The organism is Chenggangzhangella methanolivorans, from assembly GCF_019797865.1.
GTDB classification, from domain to species: domain Bacteria; phylum Pseudomonadota; class Alphaproteobacteria; order Rhizobiales; family Methylopilaceae; genus Methylopila; species Methylopila methanolivorans.
In genome coordinates, this window is the sequence record NZ_CP081869.1 from 4,315,019 (window position 1) to 4,339,885 (window position 24,867).

Below are 24,867 nucleotides of genomic sequence, written 5' to 3' on the forward strand. Positions count from 1 at the left end.
CCTTCCGGGCCTGGGCGCATGGCCATGGCTCTGGCGGCGGTCATGATTGGCCTCCCTCTTCTGGAGCGAGTCGGGCCGCAAGGGCGTGCAGGCCCCCAAGCGGAACGTCGATCCATGCCGGACGGTTCGCCGCCTCATAGGCGATCTCGTAGGCCGCCTTCTCGATCAGGAACATGTCGAGCAGTTCGCTCGACACCGAAAGCCCCTCGGCTTCCGCGCGCGCCCGGTAGGCGTCGAGGAAGGCCTGGGCGGCGTCGACGCGGAAGCGCTCCAGGAACTCGTCGCGCCGCGGGCCCGCGACATGCGCCGAGGCCTGCTCGTTCCGGCCGACCATCGCGGCCGCATAATCGAAGGAGCGCAGCACGCCCGCGACGTCGCGCAGCGGCGAGGCCTTGCCGCGGCGCTCCTCGAGCGGCCGGGCGGGTTCGCCCTCGAAGTCGATAAACACGACGTCGCCGCTCGCGACCAGGATCTGGCCGAGATGGAGATCGCCGTGGATGCGCGTCATCGGCGTGCCGCCGCCGGCTTCCGCCAGCTGTCCGATCGCGGTCTCCAGCGCGTCGCGGCGGGCGATGATCGAGCCTGCGCGCGTCGCCTGCGCCGGGTCGACCCAGTCGGCCTTGGCGCGCAGGGCGTTGATCGCGCCTTCGAGCAGCCCGGTGGCGCGGGCCTTCCAGCCCTCGACGTCGCCGGTCGCGGCCGGCGCCGGCGCGAACCACGGGTCTGCGCTCGGTTTGGCGAGCGTCGCATGAAGCTCGGCGAGGCGCGTGCCGAGATTGCCGGCGAAGTCCGTGAACTCGCTGAAGCGCTCGACCTCGGTCATCTCGCCGCCGCCCGTCGAGCCGAATTCGTCGAGCTGGCGGGTGAGGTGGTCGAGCGTCCAGGTCCAGGCGTCGCCCTCGTTCTGGACGAAGCCCTGCACGATCGCGAGCGTCGATCGCGTGCCGTCGGTCGCGACCCGCACCATCTCGCCGAGGAAGGGCGCGGAAGCCGCGAACCCGTTCTCGGTGAGATAGCGGCCCATCTCGGCTTCCGGATGCGCGCCCGGCGCGATCTTGCGCAGAACCTTGATCATCATCAGGTCGCCGGCGATGAGCGAGGAGTTCGACTGCTCGGCCGAGAGCCAGTTGATCTCGGCGTCGGCCGGAAGCTCCGGCACGTTCGCGCCTTCCGCCTGCTCGAACACGATCTCGCCGTCGCCGCTCGGCAGCCGCGCGGACTGCTTCAGCGAGCGCGCCATCGCATGGGCGAAGGCCGGCAGCGCGAAGGCGTCGGTGAGGAGCTGCACCTCGCGGCCGCGACGCACGCGCGCCAAAGCCAGCCGCCCGGCGAGCGCCGGCAGCGGGTCGTCCTCGGACACGACCGCGATCGGCAGCAGCCAGCGCGACGGCTCGGCGCCGCCCGTGACCTCGATCTCGATGAGGCCGATCGGCTCGCCGTCGCCGGGCAGGCGCGACATGCCCTTGATGCGCGGGATGATCTGCTTCTGGTGTTTCCCGGAGAACCACCTGCGGCGCGCCAGGTAGTTCGGCAGCACCGCGGTCTCGAGCGTCTTGCGCGCCTCCACCTGCATGGCGTCGTCGACGCCGGCGCGCAGGACGAGCGTCTCGAAGTCGGCCATCGGCTCGGGCGCGGGCGTATGCCAGCTCGGCGCCTCGGCTTCCTTGGCGAGGATGAACCAGTAGAAGCCGTAAGGCGGCAGGGTGAGCAGATAGGTCAGCTGGCCGATCGGCGGGAACACCGAGCCGGCCGTCATCTCGACCGGCACGCGGCCCTCGAACTCGGAAAGCTCGAGTTCCACCGCCTGCGGGCTGCGGCCCATATTGGCGACGCAGAGGATCGTCTCGCCCTCATGCTCTCGCAGATAAGCGAGCACCCGGCGGTTCGACGGATAGAGGAAGCGCAGCGTCCCGCGGCCGAAGGCGATGTGCTGGCGGCGCGTCGCGAGCATGCGGCGCGTCCAGTTCAGCAGCGAATGCGGGTCGCGCGCCTGCGCCTCGACGTTGACGGCGAAGTAGCCGTAGAGCGGGTCCATGATCGGCGGCAGCACGATCGAGGCGAAGTCCGCCCGCGAAAACCCGCCGTTTCGGTCGATGGACCACTGCATCGGCGTGCGGACGCCGTCGCGGTCGCCGAGATGGATGTTATCCCCCATCCCGATCTCGTCGCCGTAATAGATGACGGGCGTTCCGGGCATCGAGAGCAGCAGCGAGTTCATCAGCTCGATGCGGCGCCGGTCGCGCTCCATCAGCGGCGCGAGGCGCCGGCGGATGCCGAGATTGATGCGCGCCCGGCGATCGGACGCATAGGTGTTCCAGAGATAGTCGCGCTCCTTGTCCGTGACCATTTCGAGCGTCAGCTCGTCGTGGTTCCGAAGGAAGATCGCCCATTGGCAGTTTTCCGGGATCGCCGGCGTCTGCCGCATGATGTCGGTGATCGGGAAGCGGTCCTCGCGCGCGATCGCCATGTACATGCGCGGCATCAGCGGGAAGTGGAACGCCATGTGGCATTCGTCGCCGTCGCCGAAATATTCCTTGGTGTCCTCCGGCCACATGTTGGCCTCGGCGATGAGGAACCTGTCCGGATAGGTGGCGTCGAGCTCGGCCCTGATCTTTTTCAGGATGTCGTGGGTCTCGGGGAGGTTCTCGTTCGAGGTGCCGTCGCGCTCGATGAGATAGGGCACGGCGTCGAGCCGAAGCCCGTCGATCCCGAGGTCCAGCCAGAACTTCATCACCTTGAAGACGGCTTTGAGCACCTGCGGGTTGTCGAAGTTCAGGTCCGGCTGGTGGCTGTAGAACCGGTGCCAGAAATAAGCGCCGGCCACCGGATCCCAGGTCCAGTTCGAGCGCTCGGTGTCGAGGAAGATGATGCGCGTGCCCGAATAGAGCTCGTCATTGTCGGACCAGACGTAGAAGTTCCGGTGCGCCGAGCCGGGGCTTGGCGGTCCGCGCGCGCTGGAACCACGGATGCTGGTCCGAGGTGTGGTTGATGACGAGCTCGGAGATCACCTTCAGGCCGCGCTTGTGGGCCTCATGGATGAAGCGCTTGACGTCCTGCAGCGTGCCGTAGTCGGGCGAGACGCCAGTGTATTCCTTGATGTCGTAGCCGTCGTCGAGCCGCGGGCTCGGGTAGAACGGCAGCAGCCAGATCACGTTGACGCCGAGATCGGCGATGTAGTCGAGCTTGGAGATCAAGCCCGGAAAGTCGCCGATGCCGTCGCCGTTGGAGTCCATGAAGGACTTCACGTGCAGCTGGTAGATGATGGCGTCCTTGAACCACAGCGGATCGACGCCGTCCTTGGAGACGAGCGTGCCGGTCGGCTTGGTCTGGGCTGAGTGCTGGACGTTCATGCCACGGCTCCCGCGGGCTTAAGCCGCCAGACGTGGAACGGCAGCTCGTGGGGGTTGATGTAGATCGAGTGGCTCTTGCCGGTCAGCGTGAAGCTGTTGCCGCGCATCAGATCCTCGACCTCAACGGTCCCGGTGTCCGGCAGCCCGAACTCCCAGAGCGGGACCTCGTATCCGGCCGTGCGCTCGGAATGGGGATCGAGCGCGACGAAGCACAGCACCATGTCGATCGGCGTTCCGTCGGGGGCGGTGCGCGCCTTGCCGTAATAGATGATGTTGTCGTCGAAGCAGTTGTAGAACTTCACGCCCAGATGGGTCTGCAGCGCCGGGTTCTCCTTGCGGATCCGGTTGAGCCGCGTGATCTCCTGGATGATGTTGCCCGGTTGGTTCCAGTTCCGGATGCGGATCTCGTACTTCTCGCTGTCGAGATATTCTTCCTTGCCGGGCAGGGGAGCGCTCTCGCAGATCTCGAAGCCGTTATACATGCCCCAGAGACCCGAGAGCGTCGTCGCGAGCGCCGCGCGGATCAGGAAGCCCGGCCGGCCCGAGGTCTGCAGGAAGAACGGGTTGATGTCCGGCGTGTTGACGAAGAAGTTCGGCCGAAAGAAGTCCTTGGGCGCGGTGGTGGTGAGCTCGATCAGGTAGTCCTCGAGCTCCTTCTTGTGGTTGCGCCAAGTGAAGTAGGTGTAGGACTGGCCGTAACCGACCTTTGCGAGCCGATACATCACCTTTGGGCGGGTGAAGGCCTCCGACAGGAACATGGCGTCCGGGTGCTTGGCCTTCACCTCGGCGATCATCCACTCCCAGAACGGGAACGGCTTGGTGTGCGGGTTGTCGACCCGGTAGATCTTCACGCCCTGCTCGGCCCAGAACAGCACGACGTCGCGCAGCGCCGCCCAAAGGCCCGGAACCGCGTCCGGGCCGTAGAAGTCGACATTGACGATGTCCTGGTACTTCTTCGGCGGGTTCTCGGCGTATTTCATCGAGCCGTCAGGGCGCCACTTGAACCAGCCCGGATGCTCCTTCAGCCACGGATGGTCGGGCGAGCATTGGATCGCGAAGTCGATCGCGAGCTCGAGCCCGTGTTCGGCCGCAGCGTCGACGAGCGCCTTGAAATCCTCGAGCGAGCCGAGCTCCGGATGGAGCGCGTCATGGCCGCCGGCCTCCGAGCCGATCGCGTAAGGCGATCCGGGGTCGTTCGGGCCGGGGGTGAGGGTGTTGTTCGGACCCTTGCGGTTCGACGACCCGATCGGGCTGATGGGCGGGAAGTAGAGGACGTCGAAGCCCATGTCGCGGATCATGGGCAGGCGCTTAATCACGTCGCGGAACGTGCCGTGGCGTGCCGGGTCGCCGCTTTCGGAGCGCGGAAACAGCTCGTACCAGCTCGCGAACTCGGCCTTGGTGCGCTCGACTTCGAGCGGGAACGGCTCGGTGCGCGCCGCGTGGTGGCGCGGGTCGCCGGCCTTTGCGGCCTGCGCGGCATCGGACGACAGCAGCTCGGCGACGCGCCCGGCGACGTCGAGCGGGCGCGTCCTCAGCGCGGCGTCCGCAAGCGCCCGGGCTAGCTTGGGCTCGGCCTTCGCCGAAAACTCCTCGAGCATCTCGATGCCCTCGTCGGTCTCGAGCGCCACGTCGAAGCCGGCGTCGCGCTTTTTCGTGAGATCGCGGCGGAAGGTGCCGAAGTCGTCCCACCAGGCCTCGACGAGAAATTCCTGACGACCGATCTCGTCGGGCGTGAAGGTCCCGGTCCAGCGGTCGTTGACGACCTCGGCCATGGCCGCGCGCTTCCAGTCGCCGCCGTTCGGCCCGCGCCAGAGGATCTCGGCGCGCAGCACTTCATGGCCGTCTGCGAAGATGTCGGCCTCGACCGTGATCGGGCGGCCGGCGATCGTCTTGACCGGAAAACGGCCGCCGTCGACGCTCGGCCTCACCGCCTCGATCGCGATCCGCGGGCGCTTTGCGGCGTCGACGGCGTCGATTGAGGCATAGGACATTCGAATCTCCGAAACGAATCAGTAGTCTGAGCGTCACTCAAGCAAGGCGGCGGGTCAGGGCGCCGCGCCGCAGCGGAAACCCACACATCGGTCGGCCGTTTAAGCCGACAACCCCTGAAGCGGGTGAAGGAGAGGGCGATGGGCGATCGAGACAGGCGTGTTCAGGACGAGGCGTACCGCATCTGGAACGAGGCCGGACGGCCGGAGGGCCGCGGCGACGAGCACTGGTACGAGGCCGAAAAGCGCATCGCGAGCGAAGGCGAGCCGGTCCCGTCGAAGGCGAAGAAGCCGAAGGGCGTGAAGCCGGTGGTCAAGGGCGCCGGCGCGAGCGGCGTCGTGACGAAGACCGTCGTCGCCAACGACGCGCCGAAGCCGCGACCGACCAAGGGCGCGGCGGTCGACATTGCGCCCGCCAAGCCGAAAAAGGCGAAGGTCGCGACCGAGGAGGCGCCGAAGGCTGCGGCGAAAGAGCCGGCCAAGCCGGCCGCCGCCAAGGCCGCGAAGCCCGTCAAGGACAAAGCCGAGGCGGACAAGCCCGGAAAGGCCGCGAAACCCAAGCCGAAGGGCTGACGTCGGCGGGCCCTGTCCTAGTTTCTTTGTGATCCGACGATCACCGGGAACGCGCGCGCTTGCGCGCCGTTCTCATCGCGGTGACGGGACACGAAGTCGGGGCTTGCCGCCTCGGGGAAAGGGCTAGCGACCGCATGAGCGACATCAAGACCGACCGCCGGGCGGAGGCCGGGCGGCCGAACAGGCTCGGCGCGACCTTCGACGGCGAAGGCACCAATTTCGCGCTGTTCTCGGCTCATGCGGAGCGCGTCGAGCTCTGCCTCTTCGACGAGAAGGACAACGAGGTCGAGCGCGTCACGCTCCCCGAATTCTCCGACGAGATCTGGCACGGCTACCTGCCCGGAATCCTCCCCGGCCAGCGCTACGGCTACCGCGTCCACGGCCGCTACGCGCCAGAGGAAGGCACCGCTTCAATCCCAACAAGCTGCTGCTCGACCCTTACGCCAAATCGCTCGCGGGCGAGATCACGTGGGACGACAGCCATTTCGGCTACCGGCTCGACGCCAAGGAGAAGGATCTCAGCTTCGACGAGCGGGATTCGGCGCCGTTTACGCCGAAATGCGAGGTCGCCGACACCGCCTTCGACTGGCAGGGCGACCGCAAGCCCGACGTGTCGTGGGACAAGACCGTGTTCTACGAAACCCATGTCCGCGGCTTCACGATGCTGCATCCCGGCGTGCCCGAGGACGTGCGCGGCACCTTCGACGGCTTGAGCCAGAAGGCGGTCATCGACCACATCAAAGCGCTCGGCGTCACTTCGGTCGAACTGCTGCCGATCCACGCCTTCCTCGACGACCAGCATCTTGAGGGCAAGGGCCTCAAGAATTTCTGGGGCTACAACACCATCGGCTTCTTCGCGCCGATGGCGCGCTACGCCGGCGGCAACGGCAAGTCCGGCAGGGCGCGGATCGCGAGCTTCAAGCACATGGTGCGCTCATTCCACAACGCCGGCATCGAGGTCATCCTCGACGTGGTCTACAACCACACGGCGGAGGGCAACGAGCTCGGGCCGACGCTCTCGTTCAAGGGCATCGACAACCTCAGCTACTACCGAACGATGCCGAACGAGCCGCGCTACTACATCAACGACACCGGCACCGGGAACACCGTGAACACCAGCCATCCGCGCGTGCTGCAGATGGTGACGGATTCGCTGCGCTACTGGGTCGAGGAATGCCATGTCGACGGCTTCCGCTTCGATCTCGGCACGATCCTTGGCCGCGAGCCCGACGGCTTCGATCCGCGCGGCGGCTTCTTCGACGCCGTGAACCAGGATCCGACGCTGCGCCAGGTGAAGCTCGTCGGCGAGCCGTGGGACATCGGGCCCGGCGGCTACCAGGTCGGCGGCTTCCCCCCCGGCTGGGCGGAATGGAACGACAAGTACCGAGACGACGTGCGCGACTACTGGAAGAAGAGCTCCGACACGCTCTCGGGCTTCGCGGCGCGGATCACGGGTTCGGGCGACGTCTACGACCGCAACGGGCGGCGGCCGTGGGCCGGCGTCAACTTCGTCACCGCCCATGACGGCTTCACGCTGCACGACACCGTCACCTACAACGACAAGCACAACGAGGCGAACGGCGAGGACAACAAGGACGGCCACTCGCACAACCGCTCGTACAATTACGGCGTCGAGGGCGAGACCGACGACGAGGGGATCGTGGCGACCCGCGAGCGCCAGAAGCGCAACTTCCTCGCCACGCTCCTGTTCAGCCACGGCACGCCCATGATCCTGGCGGGCGACGAGTTCGGCCGCACGCAGGGCGGCAACAACAACGGCTACTGCCAGGACAGCGAGATCTCCTGGGTCAACTGGGATCTCAACGACAACAACAAGGCGCTGCTGGCCTTCACCCAGAAGCTCGCCAAGATCCGCGCCGATCACCCGATCCTGCGCCGCTCGAGCTTCCGCGACGGCATGGAGATCTCGTGGCTCAATCCCGGCGGCGGCGAGCAGAAGCCGGAGCACTGGGCCGACTCCAACGCCGACTGCATCGGCCTGAGGCTCAAGACCGCGGACGAACAGGCGATCCTGATCTTCAACGCCCATGACGGCGTGGTGCCGTTCGTCGTTCCGGAAAAAGACGGCGGCGGCGACTGGACCGTCATGGTCGACACCGACCAGCCGGAGGCCGATCCGCGCCCGCAGCCGGGCGGCGGCGACGCCATCGACGTCGCGGGACGGTCGCTTCTGCTGCTGATGTAGGGACCGTGACCGTAATAAGGTACCGGATTGACAGCGGTCTCGACGCCGAAATATCTCGGTCTGACGATGGGCTCCAGTCCGCGACGGGTCGGCGGTGAAATCACAGTTTCCGGGACCGTGGCGCAGCTCCGTAGGCGATGCCTACGAACAGGGCGCGATCTGGGACGAGATCCTCGCAAAGGATTGGTCCGCGACGTCGCTCGGACCGGTCGAGGCCTGGCCGATCGCTTTGCGGACGATCCTGAGGACGGTGATCTCGTCGCGCCAGCCGATGTGCGTGTGGTGGGGGCCGGACCTTCTCCAGTTCCACAACGAGGCGTTCCTGCCGATCCTCGCCGACCGCGCGAAAGACGCGATCGGCGCGCCGATCGAGGTTCTCTGGGCGGACGTGTGGACGGACGTCGAGCCGCTCATCAGCGAGGCGCTCGCAGGCCGGGGCGCGTCCGTGAACGACATGCCGCTCGACATGATGCGTTTCGGCGTGTCCCAGCCGACCACCTGGACGTTCTTCTACAGCCCGGTCTACGACGACGCCGGCGAGGTCGCGGGCGTCCTCAACGTCACCACCGACACCACCGCGCAGGTCGAGGCCGGACGGCGCCAGCGCGCCGAGACGGACGCCCTGACCGAGGCGCTCGGCGACGCGAATGTGGAGATCGGACAGCAGCGGGAGGCGGCGCGGCTCCGCATCGTGGTCCAGCGCGAGCTCTCGCATCGGCTGAAGAACGCCTACGCCATGATCCAGTCGATCGTGAACCAGACGCTGAACCACGCCGAGTCGTTGCAGGAGGCCAAGGAGACCGTCGGCGCCCGCATCAAGGCGCTGTCGCTAGCGCAGGACGTGCTGATGGAGTCGTCGTCGGACGACGTCGAGGTTTCGGCCGTCGTCGCCGCGGCGCTCACGCCTCACCAGGAAGCCGTCTCGCGGATCATCGTGTCGGGCCAAAAGCAGCTTGTGGGCTCTCAGCAGGGGCTCGGGCTCGCCCTCGGGGTCCACGAGCTCGCCACGAACGCCGCGAAATACGGATCGCTGTCGACGGACGCCGGCTCGGTTCGCCTGTCATGGGCCTCCGAAGGCGGAGGCTTCCGCTTCGAATGGGCCGAGGAAGGCGGGCCGCCCGCCGCGCAGCCGGTTCGGCAGGGCTTCGGCACGCGCCTCCTGAAGCGCGTCGTGCCGGCCTATTTCAACGGGTCCGCGAAGCTGGACTACGCCGAGGGCGGCTTCCGCTACAGCCTGGCGGGCAAGCCGGACGACGAACCCGCGCCATCACTCTAGTTTGCGCAAGGCCGCAAGGAGTTCGGTCTTCCACGGCGGCTTGCTGACGAAGCCCAGCGGTTCGAAATCTGCGGCCGCCGCGATCACGCGGGCGTCGATCCTCGAGCTGACGAAGACGCTGCGCACGCCGAGCCGCCGGTAGAGCCTTTCGGCGGCGTCCAGCCCGCTTGTCTTCCGGGCGAGATCGATGTCCATCGTCGCCGCGTCCGGCTTTTCGCGCTCCGCCATCGCGAAGGCGGCGTCGGCGTCGCGCGCGACCCCCACCACCACGTGGCCGCCGTCCTCGAGAATGCTCTCGACCTCCATGGCGATGAGCGGTTCGTCTTCGACGACCAGGATCCGTTTCAAGCGGCTGAGCATTTTCGAGACGGATAAGCGCGGAGGATGCCGCTCGTTCAATCCGATGAACGCGTGGAGTTAGCGCAGCGGCGCCGATTGGTAAGGCGCGGGCGCGGACTTATCCGCCGCCGCGCCTTTCCAATCGGTTGGGCGTCATCGCGGAGGCGCGCTCGCCGCCTCGATCATCCCCGCGCCGTCGCGGATCGTCTGGAACGTCGGGAGGGCCTCGGCCATCCTGCCCTTCGCCGCCACGCAGGTGATGGCGTAGGCCCCGCTCGGCCGCTCGAACATCGCGACGTAGAACTCCGAGTCGCTCCAGCCGGGGGCGCCGGCCCTCGGCGTCTGGAACAGCTCGATCAGCTTCGAGCCCCGATAGTCGGTGACGGACGTGCGATCGACCGCGAGGCTGTTGGCCTCCGCGGCGCGGGTCTGGACGGCGAGCGCGCGGTCGACGCTCGCATCCTCGTTCAGCCCCTCCTGCGTCCGCGACGGGTCGTCGGCGTTCTTGAATCCGACGAGGCAGAGCGGCTCGTTCGGCGCGGCGTAAGGGGGAGGGGCGCCGGCCGCCGTCACCTGGACGCCCGCCGTGAGGCGGGGATTGTTGGGAAGCGGGTCGAGCAGGAAGGGCGGCGGCGTCTCGATCCTGAGGCCGAGATCGGTGTGGACGTAGAGCCGCCGGTCGGCCTCGTCGGTCGGCGCGAGCGTCATGATGACGGCAGCGTCGCCGCATGGGTCTCGCCGGGGATGTCGGCCGGCAGCGGGGGCAGCGATCCGGCGTCGCGCGCCATCTTGAGCGCGGCCTCGTCCGCCGGCCCGAAGCCGGAGGACTTCTCGATCCTGACGTCCGCGATCGAGCCGTCGCGCCGGATCTCGATGCGCACCACCGTCCGCAGCGAGCCCGCGACGCCCTTGACGCTGTCCGGCAACGGCCGGGCGCCCGCGAAGGTCAGTCGGGCCGCGACCGCCCACTCCTGGCGGTTCTGCGGGAGAGGCGGCTTTTCGGGCTCGGCCGGGGCGGGCGAGGCGACGGCGAGCGTCAGCGATAAGGCGAGGAGCGAGCGGGCGAACATCGCCGGACCCTATCGCCGTGCGTCCTCGCCGGGCAATCCGTCTCGCGGCGCGTCAGCCGCCGGTGACGAGATGGGCGAAGCAGGACGACAGCGCCGGCGGAATGCCGGCCGCGTTCTGCTCCACCTCCTGCCGGATGTCCTGATACTCGTCCGGGCGTCCAAGGCCGGGCGAGAGGTAGATTCGCTGCGTTTTCGCCGGATCGCCCTTGAAGAACAGCCACAGCGCGTCGGCGCTCTTCGGTTTGACGTGGAAAACGCTCCAGGCGCCGACCGACAGCTTGCTGTCGATCGGCAGCGCCCCGCTCGAGATCTGGCGGCCGACGGCGGCCGCCTCGGCCGGCGTCGCGGCGCCGTGCGCGACCGTCACGCCGGGGCAGGGCGGCGTCGCGAGGGCAGGGCTCGCGCAGCAGAAAACGGCGAGAAGTCCGAGGCGAATCCGGGGCATGGACGGGTCTCCGCAAAGCAGGCCGCGGCGCGCCGTCGGCGCGGGCCAGAAGAAGAGTCTAGCGCCGGCGGCGGCCCGCCGACAGAGTCTCGGGCGGACCCGCCCGCCGCGCGACTCTATGCCGGGGAGGGCGCAAGCCCGCGCTCATTGTGCGGCGCGGCCCGATCGCCTATGTTCCGCGCTCGCGCGGACGCCGCTTCTCGCGACGACCACACCCTTTTCCGCGCGCGCCGGATGAGACACGACCCTCCGGTCAGGCCCGACACACCCGGCAGGTGACATGGATTTCCTCAAGCCACGGTATACGCCGATGAACCGCCGCCGCCGCATCTACGAAGGCAAGGCGAAGGTCCTTTACGAAGGTCCCGAGCCCGGCACGCTGATTCAGCACTTCAAGGACGACGCGACCGCCTTCAACGCCAAGAAGCACGAGATCATCGACGGCAAGGGGGTGCTGAACAACCGCATCTCCGAGTACATCTTCCAGCATCTCAACGACATCGGCGTGCCGACGCACTTCATCCGTCGGCTCAACATGCGCGAGCAGCTGATCCGCGAAGTCGAGATCATCCCGCTCGAGGTCGTGGTGCGCAACGTCGCAGCGGGGTCGCTCGCGACCAAGCTCGGGCTCGAGGAAGGCACCCAGCTGCCGCGCTCGATCATCGAGTTCTATTACAAGAACGACGCGCTGAACGATCCGATGGTCTCCGAAGAGCACGTCACGGCCTTCGGCTGGGCGAGCCCGCAGGAGATCGACGACATCATGGCGCTGGCGATCCGCGTCAACGACTTCCTGTCCGGCCTGTTCCTGGGCGTCGGCATCCGTCTCGTCGACTTCAAGATGGAGACCGGCCGCCTCTGGGAGAACGACACGGTCCGCATCGTCGTCGCCGACGAGATCTCCCCGGATTCGTGCCGCCTCTGGGACATCAAGTCGAACGACAAGCTCGACAAGGACCGCTTCCGCCGCGACATGGGCGGGCTGGTCGAGGCCTATTCCGAGGTCGCGCGCCGGCTCGGCATCCTGCCCGAATCGGAGGTTCCGAACGGGCGCGGGCCGGTGCTGGTGACCTCCAAGGAGTGACCCGAAACACGCATGCGCCGCGGCCTTTCCGGACCGCGGCGTCATGCGCCGGAGGATCCCATGACACGTAAGGTCATCTCATGACCCGAATGGTCATCCCATGACCCCAATGGTCTTCGCGGCCGCCCTAGGGGCGGCCGTCGCGTTTTCCGCGCCCGCCGCGGCGCTCGACCTGTCGAAGCTTCCGAATCCCTTCGGCGGCGACTGGACGGTCAAGAGCGCCGCGCCTGACCTCGTGCGCTACGTCTGCGGCTCGCCCGCCTGTCCGCCCTCCGGCGAGATCGCGATCGCGCTCCGTCCGGCTCCCGACTCCGCGCGCGACGCGGTGATCGCCGATCCGGAAGGCACGCTCGCGGGCTACGAAAAGGGCTTCAAGAACAACCCCGCCAACAAGGCCTGCGAGTTCTCCGACTTCGCCGCCGCCAGGGACGGCGAGCAGGCCTCGCGCTTCGAGATGCGCGGCGAATGCCCGAGCGGCCTCGTGCTGATGATGGCGACCCTGTTCGACAAGCGGCAGCCCGGCACGATCAGCGTCGTGGCCTCGTCGATGGACGCTCCGAAGGCCGGCGCGGTCCGCGCCCGCGCGGTCGCGGCGATCGGCGCCGCGCTGTCGGCCGCGCGCTGACGGGCCGCCCTTCCGGCTGGCGTTCGGCCGCGCGAGCGCCTAAACGAAGGGCCCGCAATTCCCGACACCGGAGCCCATGACACCCATGAAGGCGCGCGTCACCGTCACGCTGAAGACCGGCGTTCTCGACCCCCAGGGCAAGGCGATCGAAGGCGCGCTCGGCTCGCTCGGCCTCGAGGGCGTGGAGAGCGTTCGCCAGGGCAAGCTGTTCGACGTCGAGCTCAAGACGTCGGATCCGGCCGAGGCCGAAGAGACCCTCAAGGCGATGTGCGAGAAGCTGCTCGCTAACACCGTGATCGAAAGCTACCGCTACGAGATCGCGGGCTGACCCCGAAAACGGGGCGGCGGACTCTCCAGAAAAAGAACAAGATCCGAGGGAGGATCGAACCCGTGACCCGCAGTCTTTCGCTCGCCGCGGCTCTGGCGCTCGCGCTCGCCGCGCCGGCCGCCGCGCAGTCTCCGGAAGGCGGTCCGCGCCTGTCGGCGCCGGGCGGCCAGCAACAGCCGTCGGAGCCCGCCGCCGCCGAAATGCCCGGACCGACCACCGAGATCATCGGGCCTGACGGCTCCTTCCGCCTTCAGCCCGACGGGACCACCTGGGAGCGCTTCCAGTCCGCGCCATCGGCGTGCGCTGCACCGACAAGGCCTGCGGCTCCGAGCGCGTGTTCTGCCTGATCCAGGTGCGCGGCGCGCAAGACGCCAAGGCCGGCCAGCCGGTCTCGCAGGCGGCCGCCGAAGAGTTCGGCGCGGGCGTGATCAGGAACTCCCCGAAGGAGATGGCGGCCGACTACGTCACCCTTCAGCGAGAAGACCTTCGGGCCCCATCCCGGCCGCTGGGCGGACCTCAAGGCCGAGGGCGAGCCGGGCTCGCTGCGCTTCGGCCTGTTCCTCACCAACGCCGAAAAGCACCTCGTCGCCTTCAATTGCGTTTCGCCGACGGCGAAATGGGACGAAAACAAGCCTAAGTTCGAAAGCCTCATCGCGACGTTGCGGACGCTCTGACGTTCGAGCCGCGCCGTAAGGAAAAGCCGTTCATGAAAGCCGCCGTCGTCGTCTTCCCCGGATCCAATCGCGAGCGCGACGTCGCCAAGGCGCTGCAGCGCGCCACGGGCCAGGCCCCCGCGATGGTGTGGGCACGCCGAAAGCGCGTTGCCCGAGGGCACCGACCTCGTGGTGCTGCCCGGCGGCTTCTCGTATGGCGACTATCTGCGCTGCGGCGCGATCGCGGCGCGCGCGCCGGCCATGGACGCGGTGCGCGCCCACGCCGGCCGCGGCGGCCTCGTGCTCGGCATCTGCAACGGCTTTCAGATCCTGGTCGAGAGCGGCCTGCTGCCCGGCATCCTCACCCGCAACAAGGGCCTGCGCTTCATCTGCAAGTCGCAGCACCTCAAGGTCGGGCGCGCCGACACCGCCTTCACGAGCCAGTATTCGGAAGGCCAGGTCATCGAGGTCTGCTGCGCCCATGGCGAGGGCAACTACTTCGCCGACGCCGAGACCATCGAGCGGCTCGAGGGCGAGGGGCGGGTCGCGTTCCGCTACTGCGACGCGGCCGGAAACGTCGGCGGCAACGCCAACGCCAACGGCTCAATCAACGACATCGCGGGGATCTACTCCGAAAACCTCAACGTGCTCGGAATGATGCCGCATCCCGAGAACCTCGTGGACGCGGCGGTCGGCGGCGTGGACGGTCTGGCGCTCTTCACGGCGCTCGCGAAGGCGGCGTGATGTCGGCCGCGCCCGGCCGCATCCGCATCGGGGTCGGCGGCTGGACGTTCGAGCCGTGGCGCGGGGCGTTCTATCCCGCGAAACTGAAGAAGGACGACGAACTCGCCTACATGGCCGAGCGCCTGACCGCGATCGAGGTCAACGGCACCTTCTATCGCGGCCAGAAACCCGAGACGTTTCGGAAGTGGGCCGACGCCGCGCCGGACGGCTTCCAGTTTCCGCTCAAGGCCTCGCGCTTCTGCACCAGCCGCCGCGTGCTCGCCGAGGGCGCGGAGTCGGTTCAGAAATTCTGGGACACCGGACCGACCGCCATGGGCGAGAAGCTCGGCCCCATCCTGTGGCAACTGCCCGCCACCAAGCGCTTTGACAGGGACGACATCGCGGCTTTCCTCAAGCTGCTGCCGGCGAGCCATGACGGCGTAAAACTGCGCCACGTCATCGAGGCCGGCCACGAGAGCTTCGCCGACCCCGCCTTCGTCGAGTTGCTGCGCGAGGCCGAGGCGCAGGTCGCGCCGGTCACCCTCGACGATCCGGACCATCCGACCATCGCCGACGTCACGGCCGACTTCGTCTATCTGCGTCTCGAGCGCAGCCGCGACGACGTCGAGACCGGCTATCCCGAGGATGAGCTCGACGCCTGGGCGTCGCGGCTAAAAACCTATGCGGCGGGCGGCGTTCCGGGCGACCTGCCGACGCTGAAGGGCGACACGCCTGTAGCGAAGCCGCGCGACGTCTACTGCTTCCTGATCTCGGGCGCGAAGGTCCGCAATCCCGCCGGCGCCATGGCGCTGATCGAGCGCGCGGGCCGCTGAAATTTTTGTCCGCCCGAACGCCCGCCCGCTACCCTCATAGGTGACTTTACGGATGGCCGCGCCGGCCGGCCCGGCGCTACCCTTCCGGGCGTCCCGATGCTTCGCGTCGGGACGGTTGCGTCCGCATCGCATCCGGCCGCGTCCTCGATTCGACAGCCGCGGCCGCCGGCGTCGCCGAAGCGCGACGATCACGCGGAGGATTTTCGGCATGGCGGCGATCAGGCGTCGCGTCGGCCGGCTCTCGGCGCTCTCGGGGGCGCTCGCGGCGGCGTTGACAACGGCCATTTTGGGTTTCGCGGGCGCCGCTTCGGCCGCGCCCGAACTCACCACCCTCTTCGCCTTCACGGACGGCGTCACCGGCGAGCATCCCTGGGCGGCGCCGATCCTCGGGCCGGACGGCGCGCTCTACGGCGTGACCATCGACGGCGGGGCGAGCGATGACGGCGTGGTCTACCGGCTGACGCCGCAAGAGGCGGGCAAGCCATGGAAATACAAGGCTCTGCATGAGTTCCGGGGCGGCCGCGACGGCGCGGATCCGATCGCGGGGCTGGCGATGGGCCCCTCCGGCGCGCTCTACGGCGTGACCTCGGCGGGCGGCGGCGGCGAGTGCTCGGGCGGCTGCGGCGTGGTCTACGAGCTCGCGCCCAAGGGCGACGGAAGCTTCGCCTATGACGTCATCTACCGGTTCAAGCGAGTGGCCGACGGGGTGCGAAGCTCGTCGCGGCTCGTGATGGACGATGACGGCGCGCTCTACGGGACGACCGCGGCCGGCGGCGCCTATGACAGGGGCACGGCGTTCTCGCTGAGAAAGGCCAAGAGCGGCTGGAAGAAGAAGATCCTTCACAGCTTCGCGGGCGGAAAGGACGACGGCCGGTTCCCGGACGCCGGCGTCGTGTTCGGCCCGGACGGCATGCTCTACGGAACGACGCGCGTCGGCGGCGCCGTCTCGGGCGACAGGGGGACGGTCTATCGGTTGGCGCGCTCGTCGGCCTCCGGCCTGTGGAAGGCCAAGCTTCTCCACCGCTTCACGGGCGGCCCCGACGGCGAGCAGCCGACCGGTCCGCTCGCCTTCGACCGGGACGGCGCGCTTTACGGCGCGACGTCGCTGGCGGCGGCGGAACCTGCTTCGGCGGATGCGGGACGGTGTTCCGCCTCGCCCTGCGCGCCGCGAAGGGCTGGAGGAAGGAGACGATCCACAGCTTCACGGGCGGCCAGAGCGACGGCGCCTCTCCGCGCGCCGGCCTTGTGGCCGACGGCGCAGGCGCGCTCTGGGGCGCGACGCCCGGCGGCGGGCCGAACCCGTCGGTCGGCGTGATCTTCAATCTGACCCCGCCCAGGAAGCCTGACGGGGCGTGGAGCGAGAAGATCGTGCGCGCCTTCACCGGCTCCGGCGGCGAAGGTGGCGTGCCCTTCGACGGCCTGATCCTCGACGGCGCGACCGGCGACTTCTACGGCTCGACCCGCGACGGCGGGAACGCCACCGGCTCCGGCACGGTGTTTCGTCTCAGGCCCTGACGTCGGGCCGCCAGTTAGGCCGCGACGTCGCGGATGAAGCCGCGGATGCGCTGCTCGAGCTCGGTCGTCGCGCGCAGCACGTCGGCGGCGTCGGTCCTGATGCGATCCGCCGCGACGCTGGTCTGCTGCGCGACGCCTTCGGAGCCGCGCGAGATCTCGGACACCGCGCGGGTGCCGGTCGCCACGCTCGAGGCGCTGCGCGAGATCTCCCGCGTGGCGGCCTGTTGCTGTTCGGCCGCCGCCGCGACCGCCTCGCCGAGCGTGCTCATCTCGTTGAAACGCGAGGAGAAACTGTCGATGGCGTCCACCGCCGCGCAGATCTCGCGCGAAACCGCGTCGATGCGGCGGGTGACGTCCTCGGTCGCGCGGCTCGACTGGTCGGCAAGGCTCTTGACCTCGGTCGCCACCACCGAGAAGCCGCGCCCGGCCTCGCCCGCCCGCGCCGCCTCGATGGTGGCGTTGAGCGCGAGCAGGTTGGTCTGGTCGGCGATGCCGCGGATGATGTCCACGACCTCCGCGATGCTGCGGGCCTCGCCGGCCAGCATCTCGATCGCCTGCGAGGTCTTGAGCGCGGAGCTCCGAGCCGAGCCGATCAGCTGCGAGGTCGCGGCGATCTGCCGGCTCATCTCGTCGGTCGAGGTCGCGATCTCGCTCGTCGCGCCCGCCACCGCCTCGACGTCGAAGGAGGCGTTCTCCGCCCGGCGGGCCGCCTCGGCGGCGCTCGTCGAGGCGTCGGAGGTCAGCCGGGCGAGGTCGGTCGAACGGCTGTCGAGGTCGGTCGAGCGGCTGCGAAGCGCCGACAGCAGCTGCGACACCTCCGCGCCGAACATGTCGAGCAGGCCTTCAAGCGACTTGCGGCGCTTCTCGTCGGATTTCGCCGATATCGTCCGCTCGCCGAGTAGCGCTTCGGCGCGGGCTTCGGCGGACTGCGCGCTCTCAAGCGCCTCGGCGTTACGCGCGAACAGCCGTTCGGCCTGGATGCAGACCACCGCAAGGATCGCGGTCTGGACGAAGACGATCGCCGAATGCAGCGCGACGCGCCAGATGTCCGGCTGGTCGGACGGGAACACGGCCGCGACGTTCATATAGTTCAGGATGAGGTGGTGGAACACCGTCACCGCCGCGAAGGCGACGAGCGGGCGCCAGTCGCACCAACATGCGGTCGCCGCGAGCATCGCGAAGAAGTACATGTGCATGTCGCTCTGGAGCGGATGCCCGGCGAACGAAGATCAGCAGCGCGACGAGCCCGGCGGCCGCGACGCCGGTGATCACGCGGGTCTCGACCCCGGTCGGGTTCGTGCGCCAGGCGAGCGTGGCGCTCGCCGTCATCGCGACCGCGGCGACCGGCACGAGGACGCCGTTCGACGCCGCATAGGCGGTTGCCGACACGAGGGCGACGTTGAGCCACAGGAAGGCCATGAAGGCCCTCCCGAACAGCAGCCGCATGTGGTTCAGGTCGCTCATGCAGTCCCTTCTCGGGCGTCGTCAGGACCCGCAGCGGGCCGCGCCTGCGGCGTCGACGACCGCGAGGGCGCCTGCGCCATAGGCCTTCCAGATGAAATTCGGGTCGTCCGACCGCGCCACCACGATCCAGTCCGCGCGCCCCGGTGCCATCAATTCGCCTCCCGCCAGCGTCGCGACGCGCGCCGCCGCGCCGGCTTCCGCGAAGGGCGGAACCACGATCGCGACAAGCGCGCCTTGCTTCGGCGCAAGCGCGGCGGCCGACAACGCGACGACCGCGAGGCCGAAGTTGAGGGCGATGGAGACCAGGGACGTCATGACTTCGTCAGCAGTGACCTGCGGACGAGGCTACCCGCTGGGAATTGAACGCGCGGTTAAGGCGCTCGGCCGGAAACCGCGGCTTCAGGCGTCGAACGCCGTCCTGTTTTCGGTTTTGCCGCGGGAGGGGGATCTCGGCGCCGCTCGCGGCGTCCTGCGCCCTAGCATCGCGCGCGCCTATGGCGTAGCAAAGCCCGGCGCCGCCGAAACGCACGAGTCCGATGTCCTCAGCCGAACCCGCAATCACGCCCGAACTCGTCGCGAGCCATGGCCTCAAGCCCGACGAATACGAGCGGATCCTCGCTCTTATCGGTCGCGAGCCGAGCTTCACCGAGCTCGGGATCTTCTCGGCGATGTGGAACGAGCACTGCTCCTACAAATCCTCGAAGGTCTGGCTGAAGACGCTGCCGACCACGGGCCCGCTTGTGATCCAGGGACCCGGCGAGAACGCGGGCGTGGTGGACATCGGCGACGGCGACGCCGTGGTCTTCAAGATGGAGAGCCACAACCACCCGAGCTTCATCGAGCCCTATCAGGGCGCGGCGACCGGCGTCGGCGGCATCCTGCGCGACGTCTTCACCATGGGCGCGCGTCCGGTGGCGGCGCTCAACGCCCTGCGCTTCGGATCGCCCGACCATCCGCGCACCCGGCATCTGGTGTCGGGCGTCGTCGCGGGCGTCGGCGGCTACGGCAATTCCTTCGGCGTGCCGACGGTCGGTGGGCTCGTAGGTTTCCACTCCCGCTACGACGGCAACATCCTGGTCAACGCCATGGCGGTCGGTCTCGCGAAGGCGGACGCGATCTTCTACGCCAAGGCCACGGGCGTGGGGCTGCCGGTCGTCTATCTCGGATCGAAGACCGGCCGCGACGGCATCCACGGCGCGACCATGGCCTCGGCCGAATTCGACGACGCGTCGGAAGAGAAGCGTCCGACCGTGCAGGTCGGCGACCCCTTCGCCGAAAAGCTGCTGCTTGAGGCCTGCCTCGAGCTGATGGCGTCGGGCTCGGTCGTCGCCATTCAGGACATGGGCGCGGCGGGGCTGACCTGCTCGGCGGTCGAGATGGGCGCCAAGGGCGACCTCGGCATCCGGCTCGATCTCGAGAACGTGCCGGTGCGTGAGACCGGTATGACGGCCTACGAGATGATGCTCTCGGAAAGCCAGGAGCGCATGCTCATGGTGCTGGATCCCGCGAAGGAGGATGTGGCCCGGGCGATTTTCACCAAGTGGGGACTCGACTTCGCGGTCGTCGGTCACACGACGGATGATCTGCGCTTCAAGGTCTACCTGAACGGCGAGCTCAAGGCCGACCTGCCGATCAAGGAGCTCGGCGACCAGGCGCCCGAATATGAGCGTCCCTGGGTCGAAAGCGCGAAGCAGCAGCAGATTTCGGCCGCGAGCGTCGAGACGCCGGAGGACACCCGCGCCGCTTTGCTCACGCTGATGGGCTCGCCTGAACTCTCCTCGCGCCGCTGGGTCTGGGAGCAGTACGACCACATCATTCTTGGCGAAACCGTGCAGAAGCCCGGCGGCGACGCCGCAGTTGTGCGCGTCGAGGGCGGCCCGAAGGGTCTTGCGGTCACCGCCGACGTGACGCCGCGATATTGCGAGGCGGACCCGTTCGAAGGCGGCAAGCAGGCGGTCGCCGAAGCCTGGCGCAATCTTACAGCGGTCGGCGCCAAGCCCTTGGCCGTGACGGACAATCTCAACTTCGGTAATCCCGAGAAGCCCGAGATCATGGGCCAGTTCGTCGGCTGCGTGAGAGGCATCGGCGAGGCCTGTAAGGCGCTCGATTTCCCGGTCGTGTCGGGGAACGTCTCGCTTTACAACGAGACGCAGGGGCGCGCGATCCTGCCGACGCCGACCATCGGCGCGGTCGGCCTCGTGGACGACGTCGCGAAAAGCGCGACGATCGCGTTCAAGCGCGAGAACGAGGCGATCATCGTGATCGGCGACGCCAAGGGCTGGCTCGGCCGCTCCTGCTGGCTGTGGCTGGTCGCGGGCCGCGAAGAGGGCGCGCCGCCTCCGGTCGACCTTGCGGCGGAAAAGCGCAACGGCGACTTCGTGCGTTCGATGATCGTCGCAGGCGTCGCGACGGGCGTGCACGACGTCTCGGACGGCGGCCTGCTGCTCGCGCTCGCCGAGATGGCGCTCGCCGGCAAGATCGGCGCGCGGCTCCACGGCGCGCCGCAGGGCGTTCCGGCCCATGGCTGGTGGTTCGGCGAGGATCAGGCGCGCTACGTCGTGACGGTCTCGGAGGCGAACGCCGCCACCGTGATCGACGCCGCAGCCGGCTCCGGCATTACGGCCGCGCGGATCGGCACGACCGGCGGCGACCGATTGATTCCGGGCGACGAAGCCCCCATCCTGTTGGATGAGATGCGCGAGGCCCACGAGGAATGGTTCCCGCGCTTCATGGCCGGGCCGCGGTCGACGCCGCGGCGGCCGAGTAGGCCAAGGAGAGATCTGCGATGCCGATGGACGCCCGCGAGATCGAGGAACTGATCCGCGCCGCCCTTCCCGACGCGCAGGTGAGCATTCGCGACCTTGCAGGGGACGGCGACCACTACGCCGCCACGGTCGTGTCGGAAAGCTTCCGCGGCAAGAGCCGCGTCCAGCAACACCAGATCGTCTATCAGGCGCTCAAAGGTCAGATGGGCGGCGCGCTCCACGCGCTCGCGCTTCAGACCAGCGCCGGGCCGGTCGCACAGACGGACGCCGGTTGAGCGGCTCCGAGGAGAAAACGAAATGAGCGCCAGGGACGACATCGCCTCCACGATCGAGACCAACGACGTCGTGCTGTTCATGAAGGGCACGCCGCAGTTCCCGCAGTGCGGCTTCTCCGGCCAGGTCGTGCAGATCCTCGATTATCTCGGCGTGCCCTATAAGGGCGTGAACGTGCTCGCCTCCGACGAGATGCGCCAGGGGATCAAGGAATTCTCCAACTGGCCGACGATCCCGCAGCTCTACGTCAAGGGCGAGTTCATCGGCGGCTGCGACATCGTCCGCGAGATGTTCCAGGCGAGCTGCAGACCCACCTGAAGGGCGCGGGCGTCGAGACGAAGCAGACCGCGTGACCGCCCGCGGCGACACCAGCGTCGCGTTCGAGTTCGGCGGCCGGGCGGTCGAGGTTCTGATCGCCGACATCACCGAGCTCGAGGTCGACGCGATCGTCAACGCGGCCAACCGCTCGTTGCTCGGCGGCGGCGGAGTCGACGGCGCGATCCACCGCGCGGCCGGCAAGGAGCTGCGCGCCGAATGCGAGTCGCTCGGCGGCTGCGAGACGGGCGGCGCCAAGATGACGGCCGGCTACAAGCTGCCGGCCAAGCACGTCATCCACGCGGTGGGGCCGATCTGGCACGGCGGCCACGGCAAGGAGGAGGCCGAGCTCGCAGGCTGCTACGCGAGCTCGCTCAAGCTCGCGGGCGAGGCGGGCCTGTCGTCCATCGCCTTCTCCTCGATCGCGACCGGCGTCTACGGCTTTCCGCCGGACCGCGCGGCCGAGATCGCGATCGAAGCGACGCTGAACGGGCTCGATGGCTCGCCCTCGGTCAAGCGCGTGGTGTTCTGCTGCTTCTCGGAAAAGAGCGCGCGCCATCACCTCGACGCGATCGAGGCGCAGGGAGCAAAGGCCTAACCACGTTCGAGGCCTGGGGCTCGACGTCGGCGGCCGCCGGGGCCATCTCGGGCCCGTCACGCCTTCCTGGAACGACCGCCTCGACATGACGATCATCACTCGCCGCACGTTCCTCGCCGCCGGCGCCGCAGGCTTCGTCGCCTCAGCGACGGGCGGCGCCTATGCGGGCGTGGTCGAGCCGACGATGATGCTCGGCGTCACGACCTACGAGCTCACGCCCCCCGGCTGGCCCGACGACCTGCTGCTCAACGTCGCGGTGATCTCCGACGTCCATGTCAACGAGCCTTACACGCCGATGTCGCGCGTCAAGCGCATCGTCGAGATCGCGAACGGGCTGAAGCCGGACATGATCGTCCATCTCGGCGATCACGAGGCGACACACCGCTTCGTCAAGCGGCGCGTGCCCCCGCGCGAGTGGGCCGCGGCCTACGCCGATCTTGCCGCGCCGCTCGGGCTCTGGACCGTGCTCGGCAATCACGACTGGTGGAACAATTCGCGCGAGATCCGCCGCGCGCTCGACGACGCGCATATCCGCGTGCTCGAGAACGAGGCGGAGCTGCTCGAGCACGGCGCGCGCCGGTTCTGGATCGCAGGGCTCGGCGACCAGATCGCCTACCGGCTCGGGCGCGGCTCGTTCCACGGCCGCGACGACCTTCCCGGGACGCTCGCGCAGATCCGCACCGACGATCCGGTGCTGATGCTCGCGCACGAGCCCGACATCTTCGCCGAGATGCCGCCGCGGGTGTCGCTCACGCTGTCGGGCCACACCCATGGCGGCCAGGTCTACATTCCGGGCCTGCCCGCGCCCTGGATCCCTTCAGGCTACGGCGACCGCTACCGCTACGGCCACATCGTCGAGGACGGCCGCCATCTCATCGTGTCGGGCGGCATCGGCATGTCGGGGCTGCCGATCCGCTTCGGCGTGCCGCCCGAAGTCCTGATGGTGCGGCTCGGCCGGCCGATCGCCGCGGCGTGAGCGCGCGCGCAGGGCGATGACCGATTTCGAGCGCTTCACGGCCCCGCTTCACGGCCTGTCCGTCAGCTCCGTCTGGCGCGGGGCGGGGACGGCGATTTTCCTCGAATTCGGCGAGGGGCCCAACCTCTCGGCCGACCGCTCGGACGAGCGCCGGACCGGCGCCTTCACGCTGATGCTGGAATGGAGCTGGCGGATCGAGGGCGAAACCAAAATCCTCGGCGGCAGCTTCAGCGACGCGCCCGTGATCGAGGAGGCGCTCTACGGCTGCGTCGGCCGCAGGGTCGAGAGCGTGGCGCTCTACGGGCGGCTGCCGGAGGTGAGGCTCGCGCTGTCGGGCGGGCGCGACGTGGTCTCGTTCATGACGGCCGAGGGCGACCCGGAATGGACCCTCTTCGACAACCGCGGCCCCGCGACGCGCTGGGTCCATGCGGTCGGCGGCGCGCTGGCGTTCGCGGCGGAGGACGCGTCCGCGCCGACGGGTCTCTAGGGGCTCAGTCCTCGACGCCGGTCTCGGGCCGGTCGCGGCCGTCGGAATGCTCGCCGTGCCATTGGCCGGCGGCGTCCTCCCACTCGATGTCCTCGTCCTCGCCCTTGAGGCGCTGCTCCTGCGCGGCCTGGACGGCCGCGTCGTGGGCGTCCTCGCGGGTCGCGAAGGTTTCGGAGAACACCTCGCCCAGGCGGTAGGCCCATCCGCCGTCGTGCTCGACGATCTTGTAGATCAGGCGCGTCATCGCGGTTTTCCCTCCTCGATCGAAGAGCGGCGCGGTCGCGACCATAAACGAAAAAGGCCGCCCGGAGGCGGCCTTCCCGAAATTCTGATCAGTCCGAACTCAGCGCGAGTAGAACTCGACCACGAGGTTCGGCTCCATGTGCACCGGGTAGGGCACCTCGGTGAGCGCCGGCACGCGGACGTACTTGGCGGTCATCTTGTTGTGGTCGACCTCGAGGAAGTCCGGCACGTCGCGCTCGCCCGAGGCCGCGGCCTCGATCACAATGGCGAGCTGCTTCGACGCGGCCTTCACCTCGACCACGTCGTCGACCTTGACGAGGTAGGACGGGATGTTGACGCGGCGGCCGTTCACCGTGACGTGACCGTGGTTCACGAACTGGCGCGCGGCGAACACGGTCGGCACGAACTTCGCGCGGTAGACGACGGCGTCGAGACGGCGCTCGAGCAGGCCGATCAGGTTCGCGTGTGCCCTTCATGCGGGTCGCCTCGGCGTAGACGCGGCGGAACTGCTTCTCCGAGATAGAGCCGTAGTAGCCCTTGAGCTCTGCTTGGCGCGCAGCTGCACGCCGAAGTCGGAGAGCTTGCCCTTGCGGCGCTGGCCGTGCTGGCCGGGGCCGTATTCGCGGCGGTTCACCGGGGACTTCGGACGACCCCAGATGTTCTCGCCCATGCGGCGATCGATTTTGTACTTCGAGGCGTGTCGCTTCGACATCGCGTCCTCCATTTTGAGTTTCGAGG

The 24,867-nt window shown here is 68.6% G+C and carries 24 protein-coding genes and 4 pseudogenes; 18 read left to right on the forward strand and 10 right to left on the reverse strand.

Features of this window, described 5'->3' with window-relative positions; translation table 11 throughout:
- Positions 1–40 precede the first annotated feature (40 nt).
- Together treS and K6K41_RS22610 are read right to left on the reverse strand one after the other, a co-directional pair.
- Positions 41–3,350 (reverse strand): annotated as a pseudogene (gene treS / locus K6K41_RS22605) (maltose alpha-D-glucosyltransferase).
- Positions 3,347–5,341, reverse strand: coding sequence for an alpha-1,4-glucan--maltose-1-phosphate maltosyltransferase (locus K6K41_RS22610; protein WP_261402375.1), 1,995 nt, complete (start codon positions 5,339–5,341; stop codon positions 3,347–3,349). The pseudogene treS and the gene K6K41_RS22610 overlap by 4 nt, the downstream one beginning before the upstream one ends.
- Before the next feature lie 138 nt (positions 5,342–5,479).
- Here K6K41_RS22610 and K6K41_RS22615 point away from each other — a divergent pair, with 138 nt between their 5' ends.
- The 3 genes and pseudogenes from K6K41_RS22615 (at position 5,480) to K6K41_RS22625 (ending at position 9,393) form a co-directional block, all read left to right on the forward strand.
- Positions 5,480–5,911, forward strand: a complete 432-nt coding sequence (locus K6K41_RS22615) for a DUF2934 domain-containing protein (RefSeq protein WP_261402376.1) — start codon at positions 5,480–5,482, stop codon at positions 5,909–5,911.
- A 134-nt stretch (positions 5,912–6,045) separates the two neighbouring features.
- A pseudogene (gene glgX / locus K6K41_RS22620) lies at positions 6,046–8,117 on the forward strand (glycogen debranching protein GlgX).
- A gap of 94 nt (positions 8,118–8,211) precedes the next feature.
- Positions 8,212–9,393 (forward strand): sensor histidine kinase, encoded by a 1,182-nt coding sequence (locus K6K41_RS22625; protein WP_261402377.1) that lies wholly within the window; start codon positions 8,212–8,214, stop codon positions 9,391–9,393.
- On the opposite strand, the gene K6K41_RS22630 is transcribed toward K6K41_RS22625, so the two are convergent.
- From K6K41_RS22630 to K6K41_RS22645, 4 genes are all read right to left on the reverse strand, one after another.
- Entirely contained in the window at positions 9,385–9,741 is a 357-nt protein-coding gene (locus tag K6K41_RS22630; protein ID WP_261402378.1) for a response regulator, read from the reverse strand. The genes K6K41_RS22625 and K6K41_RS22630 overlap by 9 nt on opposite strands.
- 144 nt (positions 9,742–9,885) lie before the next feature.
- Positions 9,886–10,440: a hypothetical protein gene (locus K6K41_RS22635; RefSeq protein WP_261402379.1), complete on the reverse strand. Its 555-nt coding sequence runs from the start codon at positions 10,438–10,440 to the stop codon at positions 9,886–9,888.
- Entirely contained in the window at positions 10,437–10,802 is a 366-nt protein-coding gene (locus K6K41_RS22640; RefSeq protein WP_261402380.1) for a TonB C-terminal domain-containing protein, read from the reverse strand. Before K6K41_RS22640 ends, K6K41_RS22635 begins: the two co-directional genes overlap by 4 nt.
- 52 nt (positions 10,803–10,854) lie before the next feature.
- The gene (locus K6K41_RS22645) at positions 10,855–11,247 is read right to left on the reverse strand and encodes a hypothetical protein (protein ID WP_261402381.1); all 393 of its coding nucleotides are present in this window, start codon (positions 11,245–11,247) and stop codon (positions 10,855–10,857) included.
- A gap of 280 nt (positions 11,248–11,527) precedes the next feature.
- Between K6K41_RS22645 and purC the strand changes: the two genes are divergently transcribed.
- From purC to K6K41_RS22690, 9 genes and pseudogenes are all read left to right on the forward strand, one after another.
- A complete protein-coding gene (gene purC / locus K6K41_RS22650) occupies positions 11,528–12,331 on the forward strand; it encodes a phosphoribosylaminoimidazolesuccinocarboxamide synthase (RefSeq protein ID WP_261402382.1) in 804 nt (267 codons plus the stop codon).
- A gap of 100 nt (positions 12,332–12,431) precedes the next feature.
- On the forward strand, positions 12,432–12,956 hold the full coding sequence (locus tag K6K41_RS22655; RefSeq protein ID WP_261402383.1) for a hypothetical protein: 525 nt from the start codon (positions 12,432–12,434) through the stop codon (positions 12,954–12,956).
- Between the two features lie 85 nt (positions 12,957–13,041).
- Entirely contained in the window at positions 13,042–13,284 is a 243-nt protein-coding gene (purS, locus tag K6K41_RS22660; RefSeq protein WP_261402384.1) for a phosphoribosylformylglycinamidine synthase subunit PurS, read from the forward strand.
- 62 nt (positions 13,285–13,346) lie between these two features.
- Positions 13,347–13,631, forward strand: a complete 285-nt coding sequence (locus K6K41_RS22665) for a hypothetical protein (protein WP_261402385.1) — start codon at positions 13,347–13,349, stop codon at positions 13,629–13,631.
- Entirely contained in the window at positions 13,583–13,921 is a 339-nt protein-coding gene (locus K6K41_RS22670; RefSeq protein WP_261402386.1) for a hypothetical protein, read from the forward strand. Before K6K41_RS22665 ends, K6K41_RS22670 begins: the two co-directional genes overlap by 49 nt.
- 69 nt (positions 13,922–13,990) lie before the next feature.
- Positions 13,991–14,681 (forward strand): annotated as a pseudogene (gene purQ, locus K6K41_RS22675) (phosphoribosylformylglycinamidine synthase subunit PurQ).
- Entirely contained in the window at positions 14,681–15,493 is an 813-nt protein-coding gene (locus K6K41_RS22680) for a DUF72 domain-containing protein (protein ID WP_261402387.1), read from the forward strand. The pseudogene purQ and the gene K6K41_RS22680 overlap by 1 nt, the downstream one beginning before the upstream one ends.
- 208 nt (positions 15,494–15,701) lie before the next feature.
- Positions 15,702–16,808: a choice-of-anchor tandem repeat GloVer-containing protein gene (locus K6K41_RS22685; protein WP_261402388.1), complete on the forward strand. Its 1,107-nt coding sequence runs from the start codon at positions 15,702–15,704 to the stop codon at positions 16,806–16,808.
- The gene (locus K6K41_RS22690; RefSeq protein WP_428978545.1) at positions 16,739–17,008 is read left to right on the forward strand and encodes a choice-of-anchor tandem repeat GloVer-containing protein; all 270 of its coding nucleotides are present in this window, start codon (positions 16,739–16,741) and stop codon (positions 17,006–17,008) included. Before K6K41_RS22685 ends, K6K41_RS22690 begins: the two co-directional genes overlap by 70 nt.
- 14 nt (positions 17,009–17,022) lie before the next feature.
- Here the strand turns inward: K6K41_RS22690 and K6K41_RS22695 are convergent, their stop codons facing one another.
- Positions 17,023–18,204, reverse strand: a complete 1,182-nt coding sequence (locus tag K6K41_RS22695; RefSeq protein ID WP_261402390.1) for a methyl-accepting chemotaxis protein — start codon at positions 18,202–18,204, stop codon at positions 17,023–17,025.
- A 289-nt stretch (positions 18,205–18,493) separates the two neighbouring features.
- The gene (locus K6K41_RS22700; protein WP_261402391.1) at positions 18,494–18,787 is read right to left on the reverse strand and encodes a hypothetical protein; all 294 of its coding nucleotides are present in this window, start codon (positions 18,785–18,787) and stop codon (positions 18,494–18,496) included.
- A 221-nt stretch (positions 18,788–19,008) separates the two neighbouring features.
- Here K6K41_RS22700 and purL point away from each other — a divergent pair, with 221 nt between their 5' ends.
- From purL to K6K41_RS22730, 6 genes are all read left to right on the forward strand, one after another.
- Positions 19,009–21,291: a phosphoribosylformylglycinamidine synthase subunit PurL gene (gene purL / locus K6K41_RS22705; protein WP_261402392.1), complete on the forward strand. Its 2,283-nt coding sequence runs from the start codon at positions 19,009–19,011 to the stop codon at positions 21,289–21,291.
- Positions 21,258–21,512: a BolA family protein gene (locus tag K6K41_RS22710; protein WP_261402393.1), complete on the forward strand. Its 255-nt coding sequence runs from the start codon at positions 21,258–21,260 to the stop codon at positions 21,510–21,512. The genes purL and K6K41_RS22710 overlap by 34 nt, the downstream gene beginning before the upstream one ends.
- Before the next feature lie 22 nt (positions 21,513–21,534).
- The gene (grxD, locus tag K6K41_RS22715) at positions 21,535–21,828 is read left to right on the forward strand and encodes a Grx4 family monothiol glutaredoxin (protein WP_428978546.1); all 294 of its coding nucleotides are present in this window, start codon (positions 21,535–21,537) and stop codon (positions 21,826–21,828) included.
- 31 nt (positions 21,829–21,859) lie between these two features.
- Positions 21,860–22,423, forward strand: a complete 564-nt coding sequence (locus tag K6K41_RS22720) for an O-acetyl-ADP-ribose deacetylase (RefSeq protein ID WP_261402394.1) — start codon at positions 21,860–21,862, stop codon at positions 22,421–22,423.
- Positions 22,424–22,508: 85 nt separating this feature from the next.
- The gene (locus K6K41_RS22725) at positions 22,509–23,399 is read left to right on the forward strand and encodes a metallophosphoesterase (protein WP_261402395.1); all 891 of its coding nucleotides are present in this window, start codon (positions 22,509–22,511) and stop codon (positions 23,397–23,399) included.
- A gap of 16 nt (positions 23,400–23,415) precedes the next feature.
- Positions 23,416–23,886 (forward strand): hypothetical protein, encoded by a 471-nt coding sequence (locus K6K41_RS22730; RefSeq protein ID WP_261402396.1) that lies wholly within the window; start codon positions 23,416–23,418, stop codon positions 23,884–23,886.
- 4 nt (positions 23,887–23,890) lie between these two features.
- Here the strand turns inward: K6K41_RS22730 and K6K41_RS22735 are convergent, their stop codons facing one another.
- On the reverse strand, positions 23,891–24,130 hold the full coding sequence (locus K6K41_RS22735) for a DUF2188 domain-containing protein (RefSeq protein ID WP_261402397.1): 240 nt from the start codon (positions 24,128–24,130) through the stop codon (positions 23,891–23,893).
- A 99-nt stretch (positions 24,131–24,229) separates the two neighbouring features.
- Positions 24,230–24,841 (reverse strand): annotated as a pseudogene (gene rpsD, locus K6K41_RS22740) (30S ribosomal protein S4).
- Between the last annotated feature and the right edge of the window lie 26 nt (positions 24,842–24,867).

What these genes read in the sequence shown, in the direction of transcription:
- K6K41_RS22640 (WP_261402380.1), bottom strand. Translation starts at nt 10,802, where the DNA reads ATGTTCGCCCGCTCGCTCCTCGCCTTATCGCTGACGCTCGCCGTCGCC.
- purL (WP_261402392.1), top strand. Translation starts at nt 19,009, where the DNA reads ATGTCCTCAGCCGAACCCGCAATCACGCCCGAACTCGTCGCGAGCCAT.
- K6K41_RS22635 (WP_261402379.1), bottom strand. Translation starts at nt 10,440, where the DNA reads ATGACGCTCGCGCCGACCGACGAGGCCGACCGGCGGCTCTACGTCCAC.
- K6K41_RS22655 (WP_261402383.1), top strand. Translation starts at nt 12,432, where the DNA reads ATGACCCCAATGGTCTTCGCGGCCGCCCTAGGGGCGGCCGTCGCGTTT.
- K6K41_RS22685 (WP_261402388.1), top strand. Translation starts at nt 15,702, where the DNA reads ATGGCGGCGATCAGGCGTCGCGTCGGCCGGCTCTCGGCGCTCTCGGGG.
- K6K41_RS22710 (WP_261402393.1), top strand. Translation starts at nt 21,258, where the DNA reads ATGCCGATGGACGCCCGCGAGATCGAGGAACTGATCCGCGCCGCCCTT.
- K6K41_RS22615 (WP_261402376.1), top strand. Translation starts at nt 5,480, where the DNA reads ATGGGCGATCGAGACAGGCGTGTTCAGGACGAGGCGTACCGCATCTGG.
- purS (WP_261402384.1), top strand. Translation starts at nt 13,042, where the DNA reads ATGAAGGCGCGCGTCACCGTCACGCTGAAGACCGGCGTTCTCGACCCC.
- K6K41_RS22645 (WP_261402381.1), bottom strand. Translation starts at nt 11,247, where the DNA reads ATGCCCCGGATTCGCCTCGGACTTCTCGCCGTTTTCTGCTGCGCGAGC.
- K6K41_RS22700 (WP_261402391.1), bottom strand. Translation starts at nt 18,787, where the DNA reads ATGACGTCCCTGGTCTCCATCGCCCTCAACTTCGGCCTCGCGGTCGTC.
- K6K41_RS22735 (WP_261402397.1), bottom strand. Translation starts at nt 24,130, where the DNA reads ATGACGCGCCTGATCTACAAGATCGTCGAGCACGACGGCGGATGGGCC.
- grxD (WP_428978546.1), top strand. Translation starts at nt 21,535, where the DNA reads ATGAGCGCCAGGGACGACATCGCCTCCACGATCGAGACCAACGACGTC.
- purC (WP_261402382.1), top strand. Translation starts at nt 11,528, where the DNA reads ATGGATTTCCTCAAGCCACGGTATACGCCGATGAACCGCCGCCGCCGC.
- K6K41_RS22680 (WP_261402387.1), top strand. Translation starts at nt 14,681, where the DNA reads ATGTCGGCCGCGCCCGGCCGCATCCGCATCGGGGTCGGCGGCTGGACG.
- K6K41_RS22695 (WP_261402390.1), bottom strand. Translation starts at nt 18,204, where the DNA reads ATGCACATGTACTTCTTCGCGATGCTCGCGGCGACCGCATGTTGGTGC.
- K6K41_RS22725 (WP_261402395.1), top strand. Translation starts at nt 22,509, where the DNA reads ATGACGATCATCACTCGCCGCACGTTCCTCGCCGCCGGCGCCGCAGGC.
- K6K41_RS22730 (WP_261402396.1), top strand. Translation starts at nt 23,416, where the DNA reads ATGACCGATTTCGAGCGCTTCACGGCCCCGCTTCACGGCCTGTCCGTC.
- K6K41_RS22610 (WP_261402375.1), bottom strand. Translation starts at nt 5,341, where the DNA reads ATGTCCTATGCCTCAATCGACGCCGTCGACGCCGCAAAGCGCCCGCGG.